Source organism: Leptospira perolatii, assembly GCF_002811875.1.
GTDB classification, from domain to species: Bacteria; Spirochaetota; Leptospiria; order Leptospirales; family Leptospiraceae; genus Leptospira_B; species Leptospira_B perolatii.
The window spans coordinates 662,784-682,680 of record NZ_NPDZ01000001.1 but is presented as its reverse complement, the minus strand read 5'-3'; the positions used below and the strand labels follow the sequence as shown (position 1 = coordinate 682,680).

The following is a 19,897-nucleotide window of genomic DNA, read 5'->3' as shown; positions in this document are numbered from 1 at the left end:
CCTATATATTCAGTTTTAATAATGTTCCCAAAATCAGGATAAACAGGAATGTTAAGCCTAGAGTTTCGGGCACCCAAGTCCATTTTCTACGAACACTCATAGATTCCCAGTATCCGAGGACTCCAAAATAAAAGAGACTTCCAAACAATACCAACAAGTTTTGATATAGTGGCGCCCAAGAATGAAGTTGAGAATGTTCGATTGATAAACGAATCAGAAAGACAACTAAGGCGCAGAATTTATGGAATCCGGCTACTTCAAAAAAAGCGAATGTACGACCGGAAGCTTCCAAAAGCATAGCCTCGTGCACCATCGTCAATTCCAAGTGAGTTCTGGGATCATCAAACGGCGGTTTTTTAACTTCTGCGAGAATCGCTACCGAAGAGGCCGCAAAAAATGCCAGGCCGATGATGATCGAACCTTGTGATAACGGCATTTGCAACTTTGACTGAGCCACGATGATCATCAAAATGATGATGGGCTCCGCAGCGACGGAGAGCAATATCTCCCGGGAACTTCCAAGGCCACCGAAGGAGGTCCCCGTTTCCATCGCAAAAGTCATCAGCGTGATTCTCTGGAGCGCTAGGAAAAATGGAATCAACAAGAAGGGAGCCCATTCGAAAACCGAAATGGAATACAGGATCAAACTCGATACCAAGGCGATCGTAGGAGAAATCTCTGCAAAAATACCGGAGTTTACTCCGTCGACAGGTTTCTTTGAACCCAATCTCATTACGTCAAAAAGTGACTGCAACAGCCTGGGCCCCTTTCTGTTCTGAGCCCTGGCTCTTATTTTTCGAATTATACCCGGGGCTATCGGCGGTAATCCAAGGAATATTAGAATCAGCACGAAAAAGTTTGCGATATCCATTAGCCCGATATTGGAAAGTCGATGTATGATTTCGTTAAAATCCAAGAATTACCTCCAGAACTTCTGCATCGCCATCAAGACAATGGATAATAAAAGGATAATAGAGGAAAATGCTAAATAGTTCGAAACTTCGCCGGAGCTTGTCCAGGACCTCCAATATTTTCCTACGTCCATTACTTTATCCGAATATTTATGAAAGAGAGAATCCACTCTCGCCAAACCTTCCCGATTTACGAAAAACCTTCCGAGAGAGGAATACAACGGCTCAGAGAATATGTGCGAAGGAATAGAAACTTCCTCTCCCTTGTGTTCGCTACCACAGTCCCAAGTACTCCTTTTTTGTATCCTGTGCGAACGCTTTAAGAATATGTAAAGGAAGAGAGACTGAAATAATAAAGACATTACGAACAGAATTTTGAACCAACCCGTGTGGGTCGTTTGGACTCCCCAAGTCAAGTACGCGGTAAGTAGAACAGGCAAGATTAACAAAAGAATTAGCAAGGATAGCAATGCTGTTTTTACTGTAGTCGGAACCGTGTGAGAGCCGTGCTTTTCTACCCAAGCTCTCAAAGCAGGAGAGGGCATCGAGAGCACGGTAGGCAAATAAATTCTTACGTGTGCCAACCCGCCCACGACCATTCCGATTAATAGTACCACAAAGCCAGGTAGGTATGCCGCGGCTTGAGCACCTCCCAGATCCGTAACCTGAGCCAAAAGATAGAAGAAGGTGACTTCTGTCAAGAAGCCGAGACTTCCAGGGACTAAAGCAAAACTGAATGTTCCCATCCCGAGCAATAGAGAAGGCAATCCACTTAATCTTCCGACACCACGAAGTTTATCCAGCCTGGTGCTTCCGCCCAATCTGCAAAGATAACCGAATGCAAGAAATTGGTACAATTTGGAAACACTATGGTGAACCATTCCGATATAGAATAGAATCTTAAAGCCGTTTCCAATCGAAGCGAGCGTAGGATCTGAACTGGTGGTCCATTCCGAAGCCAAAAAGAGACAAAGCCAGAGAAAGTTCAGATTTTCCACAGTGGAATATGCGAGCGCCTTCTTTGCATCCCTATGAAAAAAGGAAACAATACCGCTAAAAAAAACCCCGATCCCGGCCAAGGGAATGAGAAATTTCCCTAGGCCGAGATCAGCCCAAACCGGGGTTACGTTAGTTGCAAATAGGAGCAAAGGTAAGTTATCCATTAATCCGGAAAAGGCTGCAGCTAAATGTGCTGGAGCTCCTCCGTTGGCTTCCGGAAGCCAAAAGTGAAATCCAAAGAAAGCGGCTTTCACAAGTAAACCGACGATCAGAAATAAAGTGCCGGTAGTTCCCGTAGGTAGGTACACCCAAACTGCAAGACAAAGCATACTGAGCCCGCTCGCGATAAACAATGCCACAGTAGATTTTACTGATTTATGCCCGAGATTGTGCCCGGAGTGAATTCCGAGTGTACCATAGGTAGCGGTTTCCCAAAAAATCCACAACCAATGAGACTTGCCGGACAGGTAGGAACCGGCAAGTCCTCCGAAGAATATTAAATAACCGAAAAGTATCCAGCCACGATTCCTATATTCATATCCATAAACATAGTGAATCAATATAGACCCGCAAACGAATTGCAGACCGAGTCCGACGAGCAGCGGAAACTGTGACTGGCCAGGCATCAATTTGCCGGGGTCAAGAAATAGTAAAGGTATTGCCAAGAATAACGAGGCAATGGTCTGGAAAAGGATCATTCAGAACCCCTATTTGACTAGAGTCGCTTAATAACTAAAATTGTTAAGGATGTGTTAGACGGTGGAAGGAGGAGGGATATTCAGCAGATACTGCGCCAATAATTTACAGAACTGATATTGAAACCTATCCTGGTGGGAAGGGTAAAAACCAACGAAACCTGGTCTAAGTATTTTTTCCAAGGACAGGAATTGAAACAAGAGCTCCGTAGATTCGGAAGCTTCTGCCAAATTGCTGTCTTCTTGGTATTCGGTTTCGATCCCAGTGATGATTTGTTTTGGTTGGGATTTCTTCCCGGGATAAGGGCTGTAAAAAGATGAATGTAGGAAAAATGCAAGAGTAGAAAGAGCTAGAACCGAAGCGATCGATCGAATGCCCTTACCTTTTACAACCATACATCCCTATCCAGAACCCAAAAGGCCCCTTGTCAAGCTTTTCAGGAAACTTTTAAATTATTAGAAGAATCCGTAATACGGATTATGACGGACTCAAAGACCTTTATCTTTCAATCGATTTCTTAATTCTTCCAAGCCTGGTTTTCCCAAAAGTGCAAACATGTTTTGCTTATATGCCTCCACCCCAGGTTGATCAAACGGATTTACACCTAACATGTATCCGGAGATCCCGCAAGCAAATTGAAAGAAATACATCAAATGGCCTATGCCCTTTGGTCCTATCTCTGAGAAAGAAATTTCTAAACAAGGGACTCCTCCTTCAGAGTGTGCGGCGAGTGTACCGATCATAGCTTCTCTGTTGATTTCGGAGATGTCCCTTCCCGCGACGAAATTAATTCCATCCAAATCCTGCGGATCAAAAGGTACTTTCAAATTGGAATTGGTTCTATCTGGGTGTAGCATCGTTTCAAAAATTTTCCTCTCTCCATCCTGCAGATATTGACCCATAGAATGCAAATCGGTTGTTAAATGAACTCCGGCAGGGAAGATTCCTTTTCCGTCTTTACCTTCGCTCTCACCATAAAGCTGTTTCCACCATTCAGTAAACGTATCTAGGTTCGAAGAAAAATTTGCGAGCACTTCCAGCAATCTTCCATTTCGATAGAAATGATTTCTTAATACTGCATATTTACACGCTACATTATTCCGGGGATCTTTTTCTTTTAGGAGCGCTTCGCATCCTTCTTGAAACCCTTTTAGAAACTGCGAAATGTCTATACCCGCGAGAGAAACCGGAAGCAAGCCCACGGGAGTAAGGACGGAATATCTTCCTCCTATATCATCCGGAATCGAAAAAGTGACAAACCCAAGTTGCTCCGACATTTTCCGTAATGCACCCTTTGTGGAGTCAGTGGTCGCGATGACTCTATCCTTGGCTTTTTCTCCGTATTTCTTCTTGAGGAGCTCCCACAAATTTCGAAACGCAATCGCAGGTTCCGTCGTAGTTCCCGACTTAGAAATAACGTTCACGGAAAAATCTTTGTGTTCTAAATAAGAAAGAAGCTGGGACAAATACTTTGAGTCCAAATGTTGCCCTGCGTATAATATTTCAGGAGAACCTTTTTTATGTGATTCGAAATGACTTTTGCAAGAGTCGATCACTGCCTTTGCACCTAAATAGGACCCTCCGATTCCAACGATCACTACCGCTTCTGATTGAGACTTCAATCTCGCAGATTCCTGCTCGATCCTTTCTATTTCGGTTTTCTGGATATGATTCGGTAATTCCACCCAACCTAAAAAATCTTTTCCTTTTCCATTTTTGGAAACCAAAGTCTCAAGCGCGAGCTCGGACTCCTCGTACAGGTTTTTTTCTAGATTCGTGTCCACATATTCTCGAGCGAATCGATCATTCAGTTTTACCGAAAATGCCATAATCCCTCCAAAGTGGGAATTCCGAGACAGACTAAGCGGAGAACAAGAGAGATCAAGGAAAATCATCAAACAGAAATACTACGAATTTGTAAAATCCTTGATGGAATCAATGATATAGATTACCCAGTTTGAATGCATTCAGCATCGTTCCGGGAACTTTCTCAAAAACTAGATTTTGCATTCGGAGAAAGTTCAGTAGAAAAGCAGCCTCGTTACTTTTCGGCACCCGGACGAATCAATATCATCGGAGAACACGTGGACTACGCAGGAGGGATCGTACTTCCGGCAGCGATCAATTTAAAAATCAACCTAGCGATCCGAAGAAACGAAAGTTCGACATTTCGATTTTATTCCATAGATATGAATGAAACTCTGCAAACGGATCGGATCGAGTACAGCTCGGAATATCCATGGGCAAACTATATTTTAGGGATCATTTCAGAGGCCAAACGGATTGGCAAAAATGTTTCGGGATTCGATGCTGCATTTTCCGGAAACATACCGCAAGGAGCCGGGCTTTCTTCCTCTGCTGCCTTGGAAGTAGTCGTAGCCTTTGCGTTATCCGAAATTTTCCAATGGAATTTTACAAAAACTGAATTAGCTCTACTTGGCCAAGCAGCGGAGAACAGATTTGTCGGAGTGCAGTGCGGAATTATGGACCAGTTCGTTATATCGGTGGCTAGAGAAAATACTTGTATTTCACTGGACACTGATACTCTCGAATTCACATATCAACCACTCGATTTAAACGGACATGAATTCTACTTAATAGATTCAAAGGTAAAGCATAGCTTAAAAGACAGCGCCTACAACCAAAGGAGATCGAGCGTGGAATCCGCGACCCTCAAACTCCAAAAATCTCATCCTAATCTAAAATCTCTGTACGACTCTGATCCGAACTGGTTAACTAATTCGGAATTAAGCGCCGAGGAAGCCAAAAGAGCAAAGCACGTACAAGGCGAAAGAAGACGGACCGAGTTAGTGATTCAAAATCTAAAATCAGGAGATCTTGAATCCTTAGGAAAGCTACTCTTCGATTGCCACAGATCCTTGTCTGAAGAGTTTGAGGTTTCCTGTCCGCAAACCGATTCCTTAGTGGATCTATTAAAGAGCCAAAAAGTGACCGGGGCAAGAATGATAGGAGGCGGATTTGGCGGATGCATACTTGTTTTGGACAAGATCGGTCGGTCTGAGACCGTTTGGCAGAATATCCAAAAATCCTATTTTCAAATATTCGGAATCCAACCCGCGCTTTATAGAATTTCGATCTCCGGTGGAGCCAGAGAAGAAGTGTCTATCGATTGAAAAAACAGTCGAAAAATCTTTGCGCTAGTTACATGCTGTTCGTTATACCAAGGAATGTATGTTGGAATCTCCCCTTGACTTAGATAGTTCCGAATTCGATCACAACGCGCCGGAGCTAGGTGTCGTACTGGATAAAGATCATATCCCGAAAGGATTACCTAGAGAAGCGGTAGTGGTCAGAATCTATGGAGAAATCAATCTGTACTCTGCACAGATCATGAAGGAGAAATTTTTCCATCTCTTGGACAGAGGATTTTATTATATCCTAGTGAATATGGAAAATGTGAAGTATATAGACTCTTCCGGTTTAGGGGTTTTTATGGCCACTCACTCCAGACTGGTAAAAGCCGGCAGAGGTGGAATCGCTGTATTTTCACCTTCTTCCCAAGTAAACAAAATCCTAGAACTAACTAAACTCAAAAGTTTAATTAGAGTAGGAAGCACTTCCGAAGAAGCTTGGAAGCTGCTGGCACCTTAACCAAATCTCTCCTGTAAATCCGTAGGGATGACTCACTCCAAAGAATTCCAAACGCATATTCAAAAATTATTAAAATGCAAACTTTGTCCTAAAATGGAAGGTGGTCCTGTCCATGGTTGCATCGAAGGATCTCGGATTCTCAGCATAGGACAAGCTCCTGGAATTCATGAAGAAAGATTCGGAAAACCTTTTGCATATACAGCCGGCAAAACTTTGTTCAAGTGGTTTGCGTCGATCGGAATAGAGGAAGAAATTTTTAGATCCACAGTCAACATGTCCGCAGTTTGCAGATGTTTTCCGGGCAAGGCAAAAAACGGAGATCGCAAACCGGACGCCAAGGAAATCGAAAATTGTTCAAGATACTTGGACTTTGAAATCAAGCACAACAAGCCAGAGTTAGTGATTCCGATCGGCAAATTGGCGATCGATCAATTAATCGAATTAAAAAAATATAAATTAGAAGAAGTGATCGGAAAAAAATTCAGAAAGAATTTTCACGGAGTAGAACTAGACTGGATTCCTCTTCCTCATCCGTCCGGCTTGAATGTCTGGAATCACACCCCGATCGGAAAGAAATTGATCTCCCAAGCTCTGGAATTGATCAGGAATCATCCTGCGATCGAAGAAGAATTTTTCGAAATCAGTAAAAAATCATGATACAAGAATTGGAACTCAGAGTTTCACCAGAAGTAGCGGGGCAGGAACCCGAGCTAAAATCATATATTTCTAAATCTAGCAAAATCTCCGAGAGCGAAATCCGTCATATCGAAATACTGAATCGGTCGATCGATGCGAGACAAAAGAAAGTAAGCGTAAATCTGAAAGTTAGGATCTACGTTCAGGAAGACTTTGTAGAAGAGAAGGTGCAACTTCCGGATTATCCGAACGTTAGCAACCGCAAGGAAATTCTAATCGTTGGCGCCGGACCAGCAGGATTGTTCGCGGCGCTTCAACTGATTGAATCAGGTTTCAAGCCCGTAGTTATCGAAAGGGGCAAGGATGTAAAATCCAGAGTATTAGATCTGCAAGCGATTAATGTCCGACACGTCGTCAACGAAGATTCCAATTATTGCTTTGGAGAAGGTGGAGCGGGAACCTATTCTGACGGTAAACTTTATACTAGATCTAAAAAGAGAGGGAACGTCCGACTCGTTCTGGAAAGGCTAGTAGGCTTTGGAGCAAATAAGGATATCTTAATAGAAGCGCATCCACATATCGGAACCAACAAACTTCCGAATATAGTGCGAAGTATAAGGGAGAGAATTATCGCGCAAGGAGGAGAAGTACATTTTAACAGTCGAGTCACCGATTTTTTGTTAGATGGAAATAAAATCTGCGGAGTCGTAACTCAGAACGGGAACAAATTCCTTGCAGAAAATGTGATTTTGGCAACTGGACATTCGGCCAGAGATATATTCGAATTACTTTATAAAAAAGGAATCGAGATCGAGCTAAAGCCTCTCGCGATGGGAGTGAGAGTAGAGCACCAACAATCTTTAATCGATTCCATACAGTATAGCTGCGAAGAAAGAGGCCCATTTTTACCCCCTTCTCCTTATAGCATAGTAAAACAGGTCCAAGGAAGAGGAGTTTACTCTTTTTGCATGTGTCCGGGTGGGGTCATCGCAGCTTGCGCCACTAGGCCAGAGGAAATCGTTACGAACGGATGGTCTTCCTCTAAAAGAGCAAGGCCGTCCGCGAATTCCGGAATCGTAGTAGAATTACGACCAGAAGATTTCCGGACTTTTTCGAAGCACGGAGTCTTGGCAGCAATGGAATACCAAAAGCAAATCGAGAGAACTGCCTGGATAGCGGGTGGAAAAACTCAAGCCGCTCCGGCACAAAGGCTCGCGGATTTTGTAAATGGAAAGCAGTCTTCTGACTTACCTAAAACTTCGTACACCCCAGGAATCACTTCCGTAGATTTACAATCGGTTTTGCCGAAACTAATTTACGATTCCTTAAAGGAAGGATTCAAAGAGTTCGATAAATCCATGAGAGGATATCTGACAAATGAGGCGGTAGTGCATGCACCTGAAACTAGGACTTCTTCTCCAGTCCGAATTCCCAGAGATTCAGAAACATTAGAGCATACGAGAATCGAAGGATTATATCCGTGTGGAGAAGGAGCAGGCTACGCAGGGGGCATTATCTCCGCCGCAATCGATGGGATCAAATCAGCGAACGCTTGTGTGGCGAAGATTAAAAACCGAGGTTAAGATCTTTTACTTTTAATCCTTCCAATTCCACCATTTTGATTTTTCAGAGTCCGGGTTTTTAGATCCAGAAACATAGACTGCACATCTGAAAACATACAGCATGCACCGATCCACATGAGTTCCAAACAATTTGCAAAGTTCCTCATAGAGCACTTCCGGATCTTTTGCAGCGAGCTCCTTTCTGCTTCGAATTCCAAGATTCCAAAGATCCTCCGAGATGGACTTCCCCACTCCGGGAAGAGTTCGAAGTTCTTTCAATACGGCCGCTTTGTCATGGCTCATGGAAATCGAGCCTCCATTTGATTTGCATAATTGCATTCCAGAAATCGAATGCTGAAAATTTCGGACCTTACACGATCACTTTTCAGAGTATCCCAAAACTTCAAAACACCAACGCTTTTCCAATTCTCGGTTGGAGAAAGTGACCGATTCCGGATCTGCGGTTTCAGAAAGTATCTTCCAAGCATCTGGATGAAATTCGTCGGACACAATTCTTGCGCTGGGGAATTCCTCGCCCAAGCCTTCGGCGAATCTGACGGCTTCGGCCCAGTTCATCTCTTTGAATACTGGCAAATACTCTCGGACCTCTTCGATCCATTCCAAAGGAAAGTCGCTCTCTGCATTCAGAACCAGGACGATTCTGTGGAGCATATTCTCTCCCCTATGAGCCAAGGTCCGGGATAAGTAAGAAGGTGGAACTTTCGAGAATTCATCTATCAATTCCGTGATTAAGGAAAGTGCAAACGGCTCGCTAGGATATAAAACTAAATCAGTAACCGCAAACGGGTCTCTATTCAATCTAAGTTTCAATCTAGAAAAAAACTCTTTTCGACTGGATTCCAATTGTTCGCCTTTCCACCAAACAGAGACGTGGCGAGCACCAGATCTGGAAAAATCTTCGATTCCATTTTTGTCGCTCTTGCCACGCGTACCAAAAGTAAAGACGTCGATCATTCCGGGTATTGGATCCACTAGATACGGACGAGGACTTTCATCCAATCTGCGATTCAAGCGATCCTCGGAACGAAACAAAGTTTCAGTCAAATCTTCCGGACTAAAACTAGGAGTCCTGATGACTCTGTAAGGTGGCTTGGAAAGATACACCAATCCTTCGCGATCCGAATCCTTTCTCATTGCGGTCCCTGGGAGAACAGAAAGCGGAAAGACTTGCACCCATTCTCCTAGTCCTCTTTCGAAAAAGAAATCGATTCCCCTTAGTACATCCTCTGGCGAATCTCCCGGAAGTCCAATGATCAAATCCAAAAGCAGTTCGACCCCCCTGTCGGTTAACATTTTTGCTGCTTCCGCAACTTTCTCCGGGCTACCGTATCGCTTCACCCGCTTTAAAGTTTCCTTATTGATCGACTGCATTCCGATTTCGACTCGATTAAACCCGGCTAACGCAAGTTTATCGGCTAATCTTTCTGTAATTCCTTCTGATCTGAGTTCGGCAAACATGGTCATTTGTCTGTCAGAATTTATTTCGATAATTGCGTCTAGAAATTCCTCAAATCCGGGTCTATGGTTGAAAGTCGGATCCAGAAACACAAGCTCCCTAGCGCCTTGGTCCTTCAAACTAGCAAGCAACCGAATCGTTTCAGGAATATCTAATAGACGAAGCACATTGCTGCTCTTAGGATAAAAGCAATATGTACATTGGGATCTACATCCTCTAACTGTTTCTAAATATGTGGATCTAAAAGGGTCCACCGGCACAAAGCCTTCAAGATAAGGAGAAGCATAACTCGTCAAAGGAAAGGAAGCATTCTCTTCTTGCGAAAATGCACTCATCTTCCCGTCCTTTCCCCTGACGGAAAGATTCGAAATCAGCCTAGGGTCTTCTTTTTTTAAAAGGGTATCTATAAGTAGGGCAAATGTCTGCTCTGCTTCTCCTGAGACAGCAATATCATAACCTGTTTCAGAAAGTACAAATGGATTGTCCGGATTCACTTCCGGACCTCCGATCAGAATTTTCGTACCTGGAGATCTTTTTTTGACTTCTCTAGCAAGATGAAGACTACGTTCCGAATTCCAAAGATAGAGAGAAAACCCAACAAATTCCGGTTCTTCTTTTGCGATTCTATCTGCGAGTTGCGAATCTCCTTCCAGATCCGTTATGGTCGGATCCATTACTTCGATTTCTAAACCGCGTTTTTCCAAACCATGGGTCCGCGCAGAGACAGCGAGGCTTCCCGCTGCTAAAGGCACATTACCGGTAGCCGCAAATACGGAAGGAGGAGGGACTGGAAGTTGCACTAGCTTCAACTTGGGCATAAGAAACCTAGTTCTAAGTCAAGATTTTGCAATACTGGCCAAGCGAGCAACCTTGAAAAATTAGAGGTTTGAAGGAACAATCGGAATCGGAAACGCATCCCGCCATGTCTTGCTTCATGCACCTCGGACAGAACTGATTACCTAAATTCAAAAGCTGGTTGCTCCAGCATTCGGTAATCCTGAATTTGAATTGATCGACTTCATTATTGTGCCAATCTTTCTTTCGCGATGCTTGGACTTGTTTCGAGACTTTTAGCAATTGTAAGCCTTGTGTTTCTGAAATTTTTTACCAGAGACGCCCGAACGGCAGATCTCGATTTTATCTTATCCCCGACCGTTTTTTTAACGGAGCTTATGTCTTCCCGTAGGTTTGCCCAGGACACAACTTTGGGCTATATCGATTGGACCGGAAATATTCTCATTGATAAATCCTGTAGCGGGATGAACTTCCTGGTTCTCTCTGCAATTCTTCCGATTCTATTTAGAAAATCCGAGGACTGGTGGATATTCTGTGCGATAGCTTATCCCATTACGATTATTGCAAATTCCATTCGAATTACCGGAGCCATTTTCCTTCAATCGTTCGCAAACGATCCCGTGTTTCATACGATGCACGGTAGTTTCGTATACCTCAGCATACTGATTGGTTTCTATCTTTGTATAATCGGATTCAAAAGAAAGGAGAGCATTCCGCAATGAATGAAAGTCAAAAGGTTCGCAGAATCGAATGGTATGTACTCAGTACTATCCTGCCAGTTTCTATTTATCTCTTATTGTGCTGGAGAGATTTTTCGCTCTTTCAATCCATATTGCCAGAAGAGTCCTTATCGGATTGGCATATCTTATTTTTACTGTTAGGAGGATATTTAACACTATCGATTTGTTATGCGATCTCCACCAAGTTCTACGGAAACTTTTCGGTTCATGCCTTAGTTTCCCCGATCGTACTCTTGCTCCATACTTTTTTGCTCTGGTTGTTCCTGACCAATGACTACCGTCTGTATCCTAGAGAAGTACCGGCTTGGATGAGCACAGGATCCGAAGCCTTTATATATCCGCTCACCTTTTTGATTCCCGGATTATTGTACGCGGTTTTGGTCGGCATCATCATCCTAACCCCCGAACAAAAAAAACAAAGGATCTGGCTCAATCTACTTTCGACCGTTCTGATACCGATCTTTCTGTACATCGGGTATTTGTTCTTAGAATTCCTTAGAAATAAATATTCGTTCGATCCACAAACCGGTGATTATGTACATAATGAAAATTTTATATTCTTGCATTCGGTTGTTATTTCCTCCGGATTCGTGATCGGGTTCTTTTTGTTCCTATTTTTTCTTTTCCGCTCTTTATTATTGATTTGGAGAAAATCGGAAATTCCAAGATCGATCAAAACGACCATAGTCGTTCTATTTTGTATCATATTCCCTATCCTGGGTTTATTATTAAACAACCAATCCAAACTGCTTGACCTGCCCGGATTTCGCACGAACGAACACATCTTTGGAGACTATAAACATCCGCTATGGTATATCTTGGCGGTTCTAAATGGAATCCTAATCATCCTACCTTCTCCAAATGATCGAAAATGGAGAAGTGCTCTTACCTTTGGAAGATTCTTGTTAGTTCCCTACACTCTATATTTTGCTTTAGTATTTCTCCCTTACTTACCTTTTGCATTTTTTGGTCTCTTTTTATTCGGGGTTGGGCTTTTGATGTTCGCTCCATTTGTATTAGCTTTTTTTCATACTCAAGTTCTAAGTGTTGATCTCTCTTACTTTCGCGAAAAAATCGGAATTTCCAATACGGTTATTTTTGCTCTGATTTCTGTTTCGATTTTGCCCGCATTTTATTATGCGAAATTGAGAATCGATCGTTATATCTTGCATTCTGCGCTGGAATACTTATACGAACCTGATTTTAGAGATACAAAGTCTCCGTACTTTATCTCCTCGCTCGAAGGAATACTTGATCATATCCAAACAATAAAGGAGGGGAATAGATTCAACTTCCTAAGCGGTTCAAATTCTACTCCCTACCTGGATTCCTGGTACAACCGAACAGTTCTAGATAACTTGGTGCTTTCCGATGAGAAAATAGAAACATTGTATGCTGCTTATTCGGGAAAGCAGCCGATACGCAGAAAAAACTCCAGTTGTCTGGCGGCTCGTTGCGACTCCTATCTCCCCCCGGAGGATAACGCAAAATTAATCTCCGTATCCGCCAAAACCGAAAACTTCGACCATTATTACAAAAGCACGATAGAGCTGACGACCAAATACGGGCAAGGATGGGCACAGGGTGACTATATTACCCAATTTACGCTAGCAGATGGAGCATTTATTAGCGACTATTATCTATTTATAGGCTCTCATAAAGAGCAAGGGATATTGTCCGAAAGAAAATCTGCATTATGGATCTATAATCAAATTCGCAATTTCCGCAAGGACCCGGGAATACTTCATTATGTATCACCCAACCGCCTAGAATTAAGAGTCTTCCCTTATTCAAAGGGTGAAATTCGAAAAACTGGATTTACGATATTACATTCTCGTCCGGTGAATTTTTCCATAGATGGTAAGGAGATTCATCTGGAAGGGAATGACATAACAATTCAATCTCTATCAAGCGTGTTCGTTTCGGAAAAATACTTTGCAAAACTTCCAGAAATCAAACGCACTCCCAAATATTATTTTATCCTGGATAACTCTAAATACTCTTCGGAATCCGAAAAAGTATATCAAGAATTTGTAAACAAGTACGCCGACAAAAGTTCTGTCATCTTGTGGGCCAATTATGAAGTCGAAGAAAGGAACAAGGAGAATGCTTTTATAAATATTCCAGCTTACAAAGGCGGTTTTCTGTTAGAAAGGACATTAAGGAGTATCTTCGTAAAACACTACTTAGAAAGAGATTTTACGACGTATCCTGTTCCGATCGTCGTAACAAACCAAAATAGCTTCTACGGCAAAAATCATGAATTGCTGGTTTGGGAAAAGAACCTATCGGATATTTCTTTTCTGTTTCCGGAAAGCCCGAGATTTTATTACGCGATTGCAGATAGCAAAACCCAAAAAACGGAAACGTATCTTCTCTCCTTGGAAAGCGATTACGCAGCAGGGAAATTGATTTCCGGAGATCTAAAAAGCGAGATCTCCAAATCCAGAAGTGTAGTCCGCATATTCGGAGATCTACAGAACAACGGATTTTTACTAAATGCGCCCGGAGTGTATCCGATTCCAAAAAAAGAATCGGGTGCGGAGGAAATTCAAGATGGTGCCGAATCAGAATTCCAACAGGCAATCTCTTTGGAAAGCCTGTGGAAACTCGCATCTATGAATCCGAATACTTATCAGTGGAAAAGGGTCGTAGCAGAAAGTTTCTCCACAAAAATTCTTAGCCCGCATACTGCATATCTTGCCCTCGAAGACGATGCACAGAAGGAAGCGCTAAGACGCAAACAAAAGGAAGTTCTCTCCTCGAAACCGTACTTGGACGGAGAGGAATTGATTCAGATGTCCGAACCTACTCTCTTCGACTTGGTCTTACTTCTCTTACTTTCTATAGGATTCATAAAGATCCGCTTAATAAAAGAATATTCAATATTCTTGGTGAAAACTATCAGCAAGCAGAGGTTTTAAGCTTTAATTTAAGTTTCGATCTTCCGGTAAATTTTACGAGTAAATTGAATTACGAAATGTAAAACGACCTTTCGAAGATATTTCTCCGAAGGGCCGCAAGATTTAAGTAGGAGGTAGATCTGGTTTACCGAATTCTTTTTTACATTTCTTTAATTCTGTAAACTTTGTGGCCTCTAATTCGCATTTGACCTGTTTTAGAGTTTTTTCCAGAACGCAATTCTTAACGATTGCTTCATTCATTTCCGGCTTTAGTATGCTACGCAGCATAAGCGCTTGCACTTGTTTGTCCATGCTTTGGTCATCGGCGATCAGCTTAACGATATGAACCTGTGCATCCACACACTCTTCCGGAGTAGGAGTGGTTCGAGTGCAATTGGAGTTCAAAAGTAGAAAGCAAAAAAGAAAAGCGGACGATATCCGTCCGCTTTTCCTGTTTGTGTGAAAGTGAAAGCCCAGATTACTGGTTAGAAGCAGATTCATCAACTGCTGCAGTAGCTTCCACGCGTTTACGAAGCTCTCTTAAGTAACTCTTATCGGCTCCAGACATTTTCATAGCTTCTTCGTAAAGCTTAATAGATTTCTCAAAATCACCTTGAGAGAAATAGTAAGTAGCTAAGTTTGCTTTTGCTCCCCAAGACTTACCGCTCGCTTTCTTATCAGCTTTTTCCCAAACTTCTTTTGCTTTTTTAAAGCTAGGAGTTTCTCCAGCGATCTCTTCGAGACCCTCTTTCAAAAGCTCAGAAACTTCTTCATCTTCATCTTTTACGAAAACTTTGATTTTCTCGGTCTTAACTTTCGGAGAAAGTCTTTCTCTGATGTAAGCAGCTGCTTCATCTAGACCTTTTCCAAAAGAATCCAGAACCGATGGGCAGTTTAGATTTCCCACACCACCATCTACTTTCGCAGGGTTGGAAACCACAGCTTTTTTCACTTCTCCGGTTTCTACTTTGATCAAAGTAGCATCCAAAGGAATGAGCATATAGCGAATTGCAGTTTGTTTTTGGACGGGTCCGGATCCGGAAGTATCTACGTTTCTTCCAGAAGCCATAGAAGCAATTGCACCACCGAGTTTCATCGCTGCTGCACCGTAATCCATCATCATTTCAGAACCACACTCAGTATATGGTTTTTGGTAACCGATATAAAGAATTGCCTCCGCACCGATCAAATTTCCGATCTTAGCTTTGTTTTTAGTAATTCCTGATAATGAAAGAGTTGCTTCATTCATCGCGTCCGCACGCTTGCTGAGGTCGATCAATTTGTAATAGGATTCCTTATCGAATGCCTCGAAAACTTTTGCAGGCATTTGATCAATAAAGCTGGATCCAGGACCAAAAACTGCCTCCCAGAGGCTCTTTTGGGGTTTTTCGACAGCGAGACCAACGTTACGAATTGTTCCGAGGAATTTTTGAAGAGCACGTCCTTCTTTAGATTTTTCGAAAACAGGGTATTCGACATCGATTGTCGGGTCGCAATTAACGAAAGAAATGAAGAGCACTCCTGCAACTAGCAAAGAAGCGATTTTATTCATTTGGTTTAGTACCAATCCTTTATGGATGATTTTTGGGATAAGTATGTATTTGTGCTAAGAATTGGTTTTCTGTCAATTTATTTTGAAAATAACCCTGCGAAATCGCCCGGAATGGGGAAAAGGGCACATAATCAGGGAACAAAACTAGTTTCTTTTTTGTCGAAGCTTCTTTTTCGCCCTGGATTAGATTTCCTTTTCAAACTTTCGGATCTGAATTGAATTGCACCGAAAAATCCATCCTGAGAAATGACGGAAGGCTGATCGCTTTCCAATTTCGGCAAATTGAGAATTACGGTCTAATTATATAGATCGATTTTGACGGAATTAATGCACCAAACTAAACCCCTTGTAGCGATTGAAAGTGCGCAATTCTCTGAGGAGTCCAAATGAAAACTCTTGAAGAAATCAAAAAATCCCTAGAATCCACTTATCTTAGTCACGAAATCGATGAAAAGCTTCCTTTAATTGAGGAAATCAATCGACTCAAAAAGGAAAAAAATGCGATTTTACTCGGCCATAATTACATGACACCTGACGTATTTTTCGGTGTTTCAGATATCACTGGAGACTCTTTGTATCTGAGTAAGGTCGCAGCAGAAACAGACGCAGATATTATTTTATTTAATGGAGTTCACTTTATGGCGGAGACTGCCAAATTAATGTCTCCGGAAAAGAAAGTACTCATCGCAGATTTGAAAGCTGGTTGCTCTTTGGCGGAAAGTATCACGCGCGAAGATGTGAAAAAACTAAAAGCACAGTATCCAGGGGTTCCGGTCGTGACCTATGTCAATTGCACTGCTGAGGTCAAAGCTGAGACGGACATCTGCTGTACTTCTGCTAACGCAGCCCAGATAGTAAATTCTTTAGACTCCGATACAGTGATTTTCCTACCCGATGAGTACCTCGCGGGGAATGTGCAGAATCAAACGAATAAAAAAATCATTTCTTTTCCGGGAAGATGTATGGTCCATGAAATGTATACTGAGGAAGACATACTTTCCGTTCGCAGGCAATGGCCTGAAGTAGCGGTGATTTCTCACCCGGAATGTAACAAGGATGTAGTCGCGGTCTCTGATTATTCCGGATCCACTTCTCAAATGTCGAAATACATCAAGGATTCTGGCGCAAAGAATATTTTCCTGGTTACGGAATGCTCAATGGGAGACAATCTCAGAACCGAATTTCCGGATAGAACATTTGTATCTTCCTGCAGGACCTGCCCTCATATGAAAAAAATCACTCTGGAAAAAATCAGAGACGCGCTCGTATATGAACAGTTCGAAGTCAAACTCAAACCTGAAATTATCGAAAAAGGCAGACTTGCAGTCCAAAGAATGCTGGATCTTTCCTTTAAATAAAAATAATTTAAAGATAATTAAAATACTTAAACTATAAAAACGAAAGAATGTTTCGAATTGGACAAGGATTAGATTTTCATAGGTTGGAAAACAACCCGAATCGCCCCCTAATTCTGGGGGGAGCGATCATCGATTCGGAATATGCATTGGTAGGACATTCCGACGCCGATATCATATTACATGCATTAGCCGATGCGATCCTAGGGGCTCTTGGATTGGGAGATATCGGACAATACTTTCCGGATACAGATCCGAAATATAAAAACCTAGATTCTAAGCTGATTCTACAAAAGTCTCTGGATCTCATGAAGGAAAGAGGTTATAGCATACTAAACCTAGACTGCACGATTTTGGGGGAAAAGCCAAAGATCGCGCCGCATAGGGAAACGATCCAAAAATCTTTGGCAAAACTTGTAGGAAAAAATCCAGATTCAGTTTCTATCAAAGCTACGACTACGGAAAAAATGGGCGCCCTAGGCAGAAGCGAAGGAGTCGGAGCGAGCTGTGTGGTTCTATTACAAAAAGTTTAAGTACTCAGTGAATTCTCCGGGAGGAAAATTAGATTTTCGACGTAACAGATTATTCTGTGGAATATTCCATAAGAACCGCGTCTTTTCCAGGTCCGTAGTAGGATTTTCTCACTCCGATTTCTTTTAGTCCGACTTTCGCATATAAATTTCTAGCGGAAACATTCGAAGACTCGACCTCCAGAAATGTTTTTTTCGCTCCATTGCACATCGCCGTTAGAGCCTTTTCTGCTTCGCCTAATCTTCGTTTATGCGGCAGAATTCCGATTCGCAAAAGTTCCCTTTCCGATTCGATTTCTATAAAAAGCAAATAACCTAATCCCGGAAAAACCCAAGCGGATTTGTCTGTTAGGTGATCCTGAATGTTCTGTATCGTCCAATGAGTCTGAGGAAAACAAATCTTTTCCATTTCAAAAAGTAACTCTAGATCTTTTCCTGTCGCAATTCTCCATCCCATCGGAAGTAAATTTTTTTTTCTATCAGGCAATTCTTTTTCTCCTTGCGAAGCTCTAAAATCGAAGCCACAATCATCAGTCGTTATTGCACGTCGCTATTGTTTTGAGGAGGATTTAAATGGTAAAGAACATCGGTAAGTACATTTACGGAGCTGTAATGCTCATTTTCGGTCTCAGCCACTTGGCAAATGGAGAAAAAATGGCCGGTATGGTTCCAGCTTTTATTCCAGGCGGAGTAATTTGGGTCTATGTTACCGGGCTTGCACTGATTGCTGCGGCGGTTAGTATTTTTATAAATAAGAAAACAAAACTGGCAACATTGCTTTTGGCAATTCTGATCGGAATCTTTGTCGCGACGATTCACGTGCCTAACGTAATCAATAAGGTTCCTTATGCCGAAGTTACCTTGCTAAAAGACGTTGCTTTAATCGGAGCAGCATTGATTATCTCCGGAATTTCTAAAGATAACGATTAGAGAGATTCCTGTAGGAGGTCCTACATCTTAACCAAATTTCACTTGCAAACAAAGCAAGTTTTTGGTAAGGGGCGGACTTCCACCGCACCGGCCCCCGCCCAGGAAGGGCGGGGACTTTTCACTAAAAAGTACCCCTCTTCGAATCATTTTTTCCAAAATACTTTTAATTTCCGTCGACGAACCGTTATCTCGGGAGAACCGTATACTTCAAAAATTCATTTCATCCTCGAGGGTCCTATTAATGCGTAGGTTTCTAGTTCTTCTAATGACCATCTTGATCTACGGTGACTGCAAAAACATTAGCAAGTTCAATCTTAAAAAGGGAGATAAGCCACCCACTGTAGAAGATTTGGAAGCGTGGAAAGAGAGACTTTCCATGGACGAAGCAGAAATCGTGGAACTGGAAAAAAAGATTCGAGCTCTTGCAAGCAAGACAAGATCGGCCGGCGCCCTGAGCTGGAAAATCGCGCAAGGATATATGAAGATTGGAGACTATGATCTTGCCACAAAATATTATAATAAAGCAATTCACGAAAACTCGGAAGGAAAGAAGGTAGAAGTGATCGGCGCAGATGTGCACTTCTTTGAATCTGCACTTCCATATTTTGATCGAGCTTTGATCCAAATGCCTGTGGACCAACAACTTCTATTCGAAACTGGGTTGGCTTATGCAAACGCCTCCAAGGATCGAGGCTGGGAACCAGTGCGAAGACAATCTGCAATCGAAATTTTTCAGGCATTGTCCCGACAAGATCCGAGAGATTCTAGATTCCCCTTCCAGCTTGCATTGATTTATTTCGACTCCTCCATGTCTGACTCTTCATGGGAAGGAATCAATGCTGGATTTCACGACCAAGACAAGGCATTCGTAATTTTGGAATCGATTCTAAAAAAAGAACCTCGCAACGTTCCGACAAAATTTACATTAGCAAACTTTTATTTTAGGTTGGGAAAAGTCCAGGAAGCAAAACAGGAGTACCTCCAAATCAAATCTACAATCGAAAGTTTAAAAAAAGACGGATTTGTGAAGGAAGAATTAGAAGAAAATGACTCTTACAAGAATGTTCTAGAAAATTTGAGACAAATAGACCAACTCGAAAAATAAGAACTTTATTCGGCTATTTTTCTTTCTTTGGGAGGATTTTATCCAAGACTTTTTATCTCTTTCCTTTCCCAAAATATTCTCAGTATTGACTCGC

At 42.2% G+C, this 19,897-nt stretch carries 19 protein-coding genes; 10 read left to right on the top strand and 9 right to left on the bottom strand.

Annotation, left to right across the window (positions count from 1 at the left end):
* Position 1: 1 nt before the first annotated feature.
* The 4 genes from CH373_RS03215 to CH373_RS03200 form a co-directional block, all read right to left on the bottom strand.
* A complete protein-coding gene (locus CH373_RS03215; RefSeq protein ID WP_243393225.1) occupies positions 2-916 on the bottom strand; it encodes an NADH-quinone oxidoreductase subunit H in 915 nt (304 codons plus the stop codon).
* 3 nt (positions 917-919) lie between these two features.
* Entirely contained in the window at positions 920-2,608 is a 1,689-nt protein-coding gene (locus tag CH373_RS03210; RefSeq protein ID WP_100734058.1) for a proton-conducting transporter transmembrane domain-containing protein, read from the bottom strand.
* A 54-nt stretch (positions 2,609-2,662) separates the two neighbouring features.
* Entirely contained in the window at positions 2,663-3,001 is a 339-nt protein-coding gene (locus CH373_RS03205) for a hypothetical protein (RefSeq protein WP_100712496.1), read from the bottom strand.
* A gap of 93 nt (positions 3,002-3,094) precedes the next feature.
* Complete coding sequence (locus CH373_RS03200) at positions 3,095-4,435, bottom strand: glucose-6-phosphate isomerase (RefSeq protein WP_100712495.1); 1,341 nt, start codon at positions 4,433-4,435, stop codon at positions 3,095-3,097.
* A 132-nt stretch (positions 4,436-4,567) separates the two neighbouring features.
* Here CH373_RS03200 and galK point away from each other — a divergent pair, with 132 nt between their 5' ends.
* From galK to CH373_RS03180, 4 genes are read left to right on the top strand one after another with little or no spacing between them, the layout of a single operon-like run.
* Positions 4,568-5,740, top strand: coding sequence for a galactokinase (gene galK, locus CH373_RS03195; RefSeq protein ID WP_100712494.1), 1,173 nt, complete (start codon positions 4,568-4,570; stop codon positions 5,738-5,740).
* Between the two features lie 58 nt (positions 5,741-5,798).
* Complete coding sequence (locus CH373_RS03190) at positions 5,799-6,218, top strand: STAS domain-containing protein (protein WP_100712493.1); 420 nt, start codon at positions 5,799-5,801, stop codon at positions 6,216-6,218.
* Between the two features lie 27 nt (positions 6,219-6,245).
* A complete protein-coding gene (locus CH373_RS03185) occupies positions 6,246-6,875 on the top strand; it encodes a uracil-DNA glycosylase family protein (protein WP_100712492.1) in 630 nt (209 codons plus the stop codon).
* The gene (locus tag CH373_RS03180) at positions 6,872-8,437 is read left to right on the top strand and encodes an NAD(P)/FAD-dependent oxidoreductase (RefSeq protein WP_100712491.1); all 1,566 of its coding nucleotides are present in this window, start codon (positions 6,872-6,874) and stop codon (positions 8,435-8,437) included. Before CH373_RS03185 ends, CH373_RS03180 begins: the two co-directional genes overlap by 4 nt.
* Positions 8,438-8,449: 12 nt before the next feature.
* On the opposite strand, the gene CH373_RS03175 is transcribed toward CH373_RS03180, so the two are convergent.
* Together CH373_RS03175 and CH373_RS03170 are read right to left on the bottom strand one after the other, a co-directional pair.
* Positions 8,450-8,719, bottom strand: coding sequence for a helix-hairpin-helix domain-containing protein (locus CH373_RS03175; RefSeq protein WP_100712490.1), 270 nt, complete (start codon positions 8,717-8,719; stop codon positions 8,450-8,452).
* Between the two features lie 75 nt (positions 8,720-8,794).
* On the bottom strand, positions 8,795-10,711 hold the full coding sequence (locus CH373_RS03170; protein WP_100712489.1) for a B12-binding domain-containing radical SAM protein: 1,917 nt from the start codon (positions 10,709-10,711) through the stop codon (positions 8,795-8,797).
* 228 nt (positions 10,712-10,939) lie between these two features.
* On the opposite strand from CH373_RS03170, the gene xrtK reads away from it, so the two are divergent.
* Together xrtK and CH373_RS03160 are read left to right on the top strand one after the other, a co-directional pair.
* On the top strand, positions 10,940-11,410 hold the full coding sequence (gene xrtK, locus CH373_RS03165) for an exosortase K (protein WP_100712488.1): 471 nt from the start codon (positions 10,940-10,942) through the stop codon (positions 11,408-11,410).
* Positions 11,407-14,352 (top strand): MSEP-CTERM sorting domain-containing protein, encoded by a 2,946-nt coding sequence (locus CH373_RS03160; protein ID WP_100712487.1) that lies wholly within the window; start codon positions 11,407-11,409, stop codon positions 14,350-14,352. Before xrtK ends, CH373_RS03160 begins: the two co-directional genes overlap by 4 nt.
* 102 nt (positions 14,353-14,454) lie before the next feature.
* On the opposite strand, the gene lep is transcribed toward CH373_RS03160, so the two are convergent.
* Both lep and CH373_RS03150 read right to left on the bottom strand, forming a co-directional pair.
* Positions 14,455-14,832 carry a LipL41-expression chaperone Lep gene (gene lep, locus CH373_RS03155; protein ID WP_100712486.1) on the bottom strand — a complete coding sequence of 126 codons (378 nt, stop codon included), beginning with the start codon at positions 14,830-14,832 and terminating at the stop codon, positions 14,455-14,457.
* Positions 14,810-15,883 carry a lipoprotein LipL41 gene (locus CH373_RS03150; RefSeq protein WP_100712485.1) on the bottom strand — a complete coding sequence of 358 codons (1,074 nt, stop codon included), beginning with the start codon at positions 15,881-15,883 and terminating at the stop codon, positions 14,810-14,812. Before CH373_RS03150 ends, lep begins: the two co-directional genes overlap by 23 nt.
* Positions 15,884-16,269: 386 nt before the next feature.
* On the opposite strand from CH373_RS03150, the gene nadA reads away from it, so the two are divergent.
* Together nadA and ispF are read left to right on the top strand one after the other, a co-directional pair.
* On the top strand, positions 16,270-17,241 hold the full coding sequence (nadA, locus tag CH373_RS03140) for a quinolinate synthase NadA (RefSeq protein ID WP_100712483.1): 972 nt from the start codon (positions 16,270-16,272) through the stop codon (positions 17,239-17,241).
* A 47-nt stretch (positions 17,242-17,288) separates the two neighbouring features.
* Positions 17,289-17,771, top strand: a complete 483-nt coding sequence (ispF, locus tag CH373_RS03135; protein ID WP_100712482.1) for a 2-C-methyl-D-erythritol 2,4-cyclodiphosphate synthase — start codon at positions 17,289-17,291, stop codon at positions 17,769-17,771.
* A 49-nt stretch (positions 17,772-17,820) separates the two neighbouring features.
* Here ispF and CH373_RS03130 read toward each other — a convergent pair whose 3' ends face one another.
* On the bottom strand, positions 17,821-18,255 hold the full coding sequence (locus tag CH373_RS03130; protein WP_100712481.1) for a GNAT family protein: 435 nt from the start codon (positions 18,253-18,255) through the stop codon (positions 17,821-17,823).
* 86 nt (positions 18,256-18,341) lie between these two features.
* Between CH373_RS03130 and CH373_RS03125 the strand changes: the two genes are divergently transcribed.
* On the top strand, positions 18,342-18,698 hold the full coding sequence (locus tag CH373_RS03125; protein WP_100712480.1) for a DoxX family protein: 357 nt from the start codon (positions 18,342-18,344) through the stop codon (positions 18,696-18,698).
* A gap of 265 nt (positions 18,699-18,963) precedes the next feature.
* On the top strand, positions 18,964-19,803 hold the full coding sequence (locus CH373_RS03120; RefSeq protein WP_243393243.1) for a tetratricopeptide repeat protein: 840 nt from the start codon (positions 18,964-18,966) through the stop codon (positions 19,801-19,803).
* Positions 19,804-19,897: the final 94 nt, after the last annotated feature.

Excerpts from the sequence above, each read along its gene's own strand:
- CH373_RS03210 (WP_100734058.1), bottom strand. The coding sequence starts at position 2,608 with ATGATCCTTTTCCAGACCATTGCCTCGTTATTCTTGGCAATACCTTTA.
- CH373_RS03205 (WP_100712496.1), bottom strand. The coding sequence starts at position 3,001 with ATGGTTGTAAAAGGTAAGGGCATTCGATCGATCGCTTCGGTTCTAGCT.
- CH373_RS03200 (WP_100712495.1), bottom strand. The coding sequence starts at position 4,435 with ATGGCATTTTCGGTAAAACTGAATGATCGATTCGCTCGAGAATATGTG.
- galK (WP_100712494.1), top strand. The coding sequence starts at position 4,568 with ATGCATTCAGCATCGTTCCGGGAACTTTCTCAAAAACTAGATTTTGCA.
- CH373_RS03190 (WP_100712493.1), top strand. The coding sequence starts at position 5,799 with ATGTTGGAATCTCCCCTTGACTTAGATAGTTCCGAATTCGATCACAAC.
- CH373_RS03185 (WP_100712492.1), top strand. The coding sequence starts at position 6,246 with ATGACTCACTCCAAAGAATTCCAAACGCATATTCAAAAATTATTAAAA.
- CH373_RS03180 (WP_100712491.1), top strand. The coding sequence starts at position 6,872 with ATGATACAAGAATTGGAACTCAGAGTTTCACCAGAAGTAGCGGGGCAG.
- CH373_RS03175 (WP_100712490.1), bottom strand. The coding sequence starts at position 8,719 with ATGAGCCATGACAAAGCGGCCGTATTGAAAGAACTTCGAACTCTTCCC.
- CH373_RS03170 (WP_100712489.1), bottom strand. The coding sequence starts at position 10,711 with ATGCCCAAGTTGAAGCTAGTGCAACTTCCAGTCCCTCCTCCTTCCGTA.
- xrtK (WP_100712488.1), top strand. The coding sequence starts at position 10,940 with ATGCTTGGACTTGTTTCGAGACTTTTAGCAATTGTAAGCCTTGTGTTT.
- CH373_RS03160 (WP_100712487.1), top strand. The coding sequence starts at position 11,407 with ATGAATGAAAGTCAAAAGGTTCGCAGAATCGAATGGTATGTACTCAGT.
- lep (WP_100712486.1), bottom strand. The coding sequence starts at position 14,832 with ATGAATCTGCTTCTAACCAGTAATCTGGGCTTTCACTTTCACACAAAC.
- CH373_RS03150 (WP_100712485.1), bottom strand. The coding sequence starts at position 15,883 with ATGAATAAAATCGCTTCTTTGCTAGTTGCAGGAGTGCTCTTCATTTCT.
- nadA (WP_100712483.1), top strand. The coding sequence starts at position 16,270 with ATGAAAACTCTTGAAGAAATCAAAAAATCCCTAGAATCCACTTATCTT.
- ispF (WP_100712482.1), top strand. The coding sequence starts at position 17,289 with ATGTTTCGAATTGGACAAGGATTAGATTTTCATAGGTTGGAAAACAAC.
- CH373_RS03125 (WP_100712480.1), top strand. The coding sequence starts at position 18,342 with ATGGTAAAGAACATCGGTAAGTACATTTACGGAGCTGTAATGCTCATT.
- CH373_RS03120 (WP_243393243.1), top strand. The coding sequence starts at position 18,964 with ATGACCATCTTGATCTACGGTGACTGCAAAAACATTAGCAAGTTCAAT.